The following is a 6,000-nucleotide window of genomic DNA, read 5'->3' as shown; positions in this document are numbered from 1 at the left end:
AGCGGCAGCCTCACTCTCGACGCCGACGGCTCCTTCACGTACGACCCGGACGCAGGCTTCAACGGCACCGATAGCTTCGAGTACGAGGCCGCCGACGACAGCAGCGCGGCCGACACCGCCTCGGTGACCATCACCGTGGAGCCGCGGAACGACCCTCCAGTCGCTTCCGCCGATTCGTTCCGAACGAACAGGAACCAGACGCTATCGGTCTCGGCCCCCGGCGTGCTCGACAACGACAGCGACCCGGATGGGGACTCCCTACGTGCCTCGCTGGTGTCGGGAGGGACCAGCGGAACGGTCACGCTGGAGGGGGACGGATCGTTCGAGTACACGCCCGACCAGGATTTTGCTGGGGCGGATGCGTTCACCTACGAGGCAGCCGACGGGAGGGGAGGGACCGATCAAGCGGAGGTGATGATTGCAGTGAACGCACGGCCCACCGCTTCGGACGACAGCAACCAGACGATCGAGAGCCAGCCGGTCACGACAGACGTGCTGGCCAACGATTCGGATCCGGACGGACGACTAAATGCCTCGACGGTGCAAGTCCAGACCAACCCCTCCAACGGGTCGGCGTCCGCAAACAGTGACGGAACGATTACCTACACCCCCGACGCCGGCTTTACCGGTACAGACAGCTACGCCTACACGGTCGAGGACGACGACGGAGCCAGGTCGAACGAGGCCACGGTGACGATAGACGTGCTGGCCCCTATTCAGAGCGTCAAGCGGACCCCGAAAGTGCCCGACTCCGGAGAGCCCCTAACCGTAAAAGTGACGGTGTCCGAGGCGTTTACGCCTACCGAGCGGCGGCTCTTTTACCGGAAGGTGGGAAGGCAGGACTTCCAGTCGACAGGGCTAGAGCCAACCGGCCAGTCGGCCTACGAGGGAACCGTTCCGGGGTCGGCAGTGACCAAACGGGGCCTACAGTACTACGTCCGTCTCTCGGACGGAACCACCACGACGACGGCGCCGCCCGAGGTCCCACAGAGCGTGCCGGTCCGGACACGCCGTATGCGGGCAGGTGTAACGCTCGCCCCGGACCGGTACCGCATGATCTCGGTGCCGGTGCGCCTGGATACGACCAGGGCCCTTGCCCAACTCCGCGACGACTTTGGAAGGGTTGACCGGTCCGAGTGGCGGCTCCTGCGCTGGAGCCCGCAGGCGGACGAATACAAGGAAATTACCACCGAGGAACACGCGTCCAGGTCGGGTGAGGGCGAGCTGGTGCCCGGCCGTGCCTACTGGCTCATCACACGGTCCGGCCAGACCCGGGAGGGACGCTCAACCTTTGACGTCGGACCGGGCCGCTCGGTCCCGGCCGCCCCCCTCCCAATCGAACTTCCGCCCGGCTGCTCGCAGGTGGCCAACCCGCGTCCCTACCCAGTCGCCTGGTCGGAGGTCGAGGGGAGCGGGTCGGTGATGTCTCCTGTAGCCTACGATCCGACGACGACAGACTCCCTGAACTTCGGGGTGGAGGTGCTTGAGCCCTGGACGGGCTACTGGGTGTGCAATCCCGGCGGGTCGGCGGTGCAGATCTCGGTTCCTCCGCAGGAGACCGGCGTGGGGGCTGCTCAGGAGGGAGGAAGAGGGTACGCCTCCGGCAAGAACCCGCTGTTTGGCGACGAGTCGATGTTCGACGTGCGGCCGACCTACGCCCTGCGACTGAATGCCCGGCTGAAGCGGGCAGGAGCACCGGATCTGCGGGACGTCCAGAATGTGGTGGGGGTAGCCGAAGCCGGTCACTCCGGGGTCCGGACCGAGGACGTCGCCGAGCCCCCCCCGATCAGCGACGAAGATCTGCGGCTCGTCGTGGTGGAGGAGACGTCCAGCGGCCGCCCAATGCAGCTGGCCGGAAGTCTTCGGCCTCCATCCTCGAAGGGACAGACATGGGACCTGAAGGTGTCAGCCTCGGGGGCCGGAAGCAAGCCACACACGGTATGGGGGCGCCTGCAGGTCCGAGGGGACGTGCCCCAAGACTTCGAGCGCCACCTGCTGGACCGGGACACCGGGCGGCCGATCCCGGTTGGGGAGAATGGAACCTTCACGCTTCGGCTCACCGGCAAGCAACCCGTGCGGCATCTGCGGCTCATCGTAGGAACCGAACGCTTTGCGGAGGCGAAGTCGGAGAGCATTCAGCCGGAGCGCACTGGCCTGCGGGCGGTCTATCCGAATCCTTCGCGGGGGGCCGTGTCGGTTGACTACCACCTGAAGGAGGCCCAGCGGGTGGAAGTTCGGGTGTACGATCTGTTGGGCCGAACGATAAAAACCCTCGCCGATGGCCGGCAAGAGGCGGGGTACCATACGGTTCGCTGGAATGCGGCCAAGGTGGCCAGCGGGGTCTATCTCGTGAGGCTGAAAACCGAGTCGATGTCGGCCACCCAGCGTATCTCGGTGATCCACTAAGCCCCTGCCCCCAGCGGGCATAGTGGACAATCCATGATCCTTTTCGCGGAACAATGCTTCTTGCCATGTGCCGCTTACATCTCCCCGCTATTCGCCAGCACTTGCCCGCCAGTCGGACTCTGATCGTGGCGGTCGGGCTTCTCCTCTGGGGAGCAGTGGGGAGCGGCACTTTTTCTGCGAGGGGACAGGCGAGGACCAGTGCTGCGAATGCGCTCACCAGTCGGGAGCGGCCAGTTCGCATCCGCCTTCAGCCGACCTACCAGCGGTTTGAAGACGAGGGGCGCACGCTCACGCAATGGAGCGTCCCGGTCGTGGCGGTGGTGCCTTTCCTGGAGCGCTGGCAGGTGAGCATCCGGGGCAGTGGGGCCTCCGCCACCGGGGACAACCTGACGACCCTCTCGGGGCTTAGCGACGTGCGGGCTGCCCTCAGCTACACCTGGCCTGTCGGGGACGGAAGTATCATTGCCAGCGCGAGCATCAATGCCCCGGTTGGGAAGAAGGAGCTAACGCAGGGCGAATTCGACGTGGCTCGGCTCCTGAGCCGGAACTTCTACCCGTTTCGTGTGCCGAGCTTTGGACAGGGCCTCGGGGCCGGCACCGGGGTCACGTGGGCCGTGCCGGTGACCGAGTCGGTGGTCGTGGGGATTGGGGGGTTGTTTCGGTATCACGGGAGCTACAGCCCGACAGTCGACCAGCAGGCCGAATACGATCCGGGCGAAGAAGGGCGCCTCACCGGCGGCATCGACATTCGCCTAAGTCCAGCCTCGGCGCTTTCCGCGGACGTGTCGTATTTCCTGTACGGAACCGACACCGTAGGAGGCGTCGACCGATTTAACGTGGGCAATCAGATTTCTGTGCGCCTGCAATATCTCCGAAAGACGGAGCGGTACACGATACGGGTCGTCGGCCGCTACCAGCAGCGTGAGAAGAGCACCTTGCCCCCCCGCACCGGTGCGGATCGGACGCTCCAGGTGCTTCCCGCTCAGGGTGGGGTCCGGGGGCGATACAGAATCCAATTGACGGACCGAGTCGACCTGCAAGTATCGGCGGCGGGGCGCTGGTACGAGGAAACCTCGTCGTTCGAACGCAAAACGCTGGGGACCGCCGGTGTCGAACCCCGATTGGAGATCGTGGAAGGGGTTGTAGTCGTGCCCAGCGCCGAGTACACGATGGGAAGCATCACAGGAATCGAGGGCGGAATTGGGCTCAGGGCCCGTCTCTGAGTCCCTGACCGGTCTATTCATCGGCCCGTTCCACGACCACCGGGCCGGTGGCCTCGGCCATGCACGCCAGGCGACACTGCCCCGGCTCGTTGCCCGGCTCCAGGTCGCACAGCGTCTCCAGGGTGTCCTCCTCCTGATCGCCCGGGGCACTCAGGTGCTCGCCGCCCGACACGACCCGCAGGGCGTCCATCCCGCAAAACCCCGACTCGCATTCGTACTCCACGAGGCCCTCCCCTTTGATCGCGTCGAGGACCGTCTGCCCGTCTTCGACCGGCACCGTCGTGCCGTCCGGCTGAACGGTGACGGACGGTTCCGTGGGAGCTTCCGCCTCCCCGTCGGAGGGAGCAACCTCTTCGTCCGCGGCTTCCTCCTCGGGCTCAGCCTCGTCCGGCTCCATGCGGAAGACCGTAGAGCTGGCCGGCGTGACCTCTTCCAGACTGAGCCGAAACAGCTGCTGGCCGACCCGGAAGACATCGTCGTGCTCAATCGTCATGCCCTCCCGTACGCGGAGAAACGAGCCATTCAGGCTGTCGAGGTCGCGGGCCGTCACGGTGCCGTCCTCGAGGACTTCCACGGCCAGATGCCGGCGCGAAAGGATTTTGTCGTCCGGATCGAGAACGATGTCCGGCGCCTGGCGGCCCAGGATGAAAGAGCCTTCGGAGAGCACGTAGCGGTCCACCTTCTGTCCCGTCTGGTCGTACTGTACGATGTGGGGCCGTCCGTCCTCACGACCGAAGACCAGGAACTGGCGCCCCACCTGCAGCAAGTCTCCGGACGACATCTCGGTGCGGTCCCCGGGCTGCAACTTTAGAAAGGTGCCCGTGCTGCTGCCGTCGTCGCGCAGGACGTAGCCGTCCGGCGTATGGGTGACGGAGGCGTGCGGACTCGACAGGCGATTGTCCTCGGGAAAGGTCAGATCGCCTTCCGTGCGTCCGATCGTGGTGGCCCCCTCCGTGCGAAGGGAGAACTCTTCTTCCTCCACGCCGCCGGGCGTGATGCGTACCAGCACGGCCTCCTCCGTCTCGACGCTGCGGTCCTCCGACCCGTCTTCTTCGGTCGGGGACTCCCCCCCTACCATCGTCTTCACGAACGAGGCGGACTCCTCCTCGGGCCCCTCTACGTCCTCGTCGTCCTCCTCGTCGGCAAAGGTGAGGTCGACCTGAATCGTCTGCCTGCCCTCCACCTTTTGCTTGACGACCTCGGCGATGAACACGCCATCGCGGAGGGCCGACTTGATGTTGCCCCGGTGCTTGATTTCCTGATACGTGTCCGGATCGGCGTCGAAGTCGTCCGTCTCCAGGTAGGCCTGGCTCAGAATGTCGCCGATGAGGTACAGGTTGGGCTGCTCGGTTTCCAGAAGCGGCGTCACGGCCATCCGCTTCTTGTTCTTCGGCCCGCCTTTAACCATGTGCACGCCCAGCGAGTTGAGAAAGTCTTCGGGGATGTCCTCCCCGATGCAGGCGATGCAATGCTCCTTGGGAAACTCCAGATGGGACTTCTCGATGGGACGGCCCTCCAACTCCTTTCGATCGATGCGGAGGGAGAGGAACTCGTTGCGGTCCGGCCCGGTCGACACGAGTTCCGGCTCACTGTTCGGCAGGTAGCGGATGTTGCCGTTTCGCACGTAGGCGTCGAAGAACTCCTCCGAAAGGGCCTTCGATACCTTCGGCATCTGCTCGCCGCGGTACGACCAGTACACCGGGCAGTCGTCGTCGGCCTCCTCCTTTGCGTTGGAGACCGCGATGACGGCCTCGGCGGCCGAGGTGCCCCCTCCGATGACGCAGGTTGGAGGCCCCACGTAGTTTTCGGGATCGTCCAGGCGGTGGGCGATCCCGTCCGTATTGCCGGGAATGTCGAACCGGCGGGGCACGCCGCGGCCCATTGCAATCACCAAGTGACGCGTAAGATAGCGCTCTTCCTCCTTGGTCTTGTGGTTCCAGGTCACGGCCTCCCACCCTCCCTCGTCCCGCGGCTCGGCGTCCGTGAGCTCCACGCCAACCTTGGCCGGCACGTTGTACTCGCGGTAGAACCCCTTCCACTTCTCGCACATGTCGTCCTTGTCGATGGGGTCGAAGTGAAGGCAACTGATGAGCTCGTCCCCCTCGGGAAACTTCATCTTGTCCCCGCCGCCGAAGTGCGGAAGAATGAGCTTGTCCTTGGCGTAGTCGCGGATGCGCTTCATGAGGTCGTCGTAGTCGATGACGAGCGCATCGAGGCCCAGCTCCTTGGCGCGGAACGCCGCGGCGGTGCCGGCGGGCCCGCCCCCCACGATGAGCATGTCCAGCACGTCGGGCAGTTCGACAGAATCGCGCAGCTTGAATGTGCCGTCGGGCAAGACTTCGGTACTCATAGGACTGGCTTGGTCAACGAA

The 6,000-nt window shown here is 65.1% G+C and carries 3 protein-coding genes; 2 read left to right on the top strand and 1 reads right to left on the bottom strand.

Features of this window, described 5'->3' with window-relative positions; translation table 11 throughout:
* Both ABEL04_RS13235 and ABEL04_RS13230 read left to right on the top strand, forming a co-directional pair.
* A partial coding sequence (locus tag ABEL04_RS13235; RefSeq protein ID WP_375802866.1) for an Ig-like domain-containing protein occupies positions 1-2,406 on the top strand: 2,406 nt, incomplete at its 5' end.
* Between the two features lie 65 nt (positions 2,407-2,471).
* Complete coding sequence (locus ABEL04_RS13230) at positions 2,472-3,629, top strand: hypothetical protein (RefSeq protein ID WP_375802865.1); 1,158 nt, start codon at positions 2,472-2,474, stop codon at positions 3,627-3,629.
* A gap of 13 nt (positions 3,630-3,642) precedes the next feature.
* On the opposite strand, the gene ABEL04_RS13225 is transcribed toward ABEL04_RS13230, so the two are convergent.
* Complete coding sequence (locus ABEL04_RS13225; RefSeq protein WP_375802864.1) at positions 3,643-5,979, bottom strand: FAD-dependent oxidoreductase; 2,337 nt, start codon at positions 5,977-5,979, stop codon at positions 3,643-3,645.
* Between the last annotated feature and the right edge of the window lie 21 nt (positions 5,980-6,000).

The organism is Salinibacter sp., assembly GCF_042218895.1.
GTDB lineage: Bacteria > Bacteroidota > Rhodothermia > Rhodothermales > Salinibacteraceae > Salinibacter.
The sequence above is the reverse complement of the archived record's forward strand: the minus strand, read 5'-3'. Positions and strand labels throughout refer to the sequence as shown.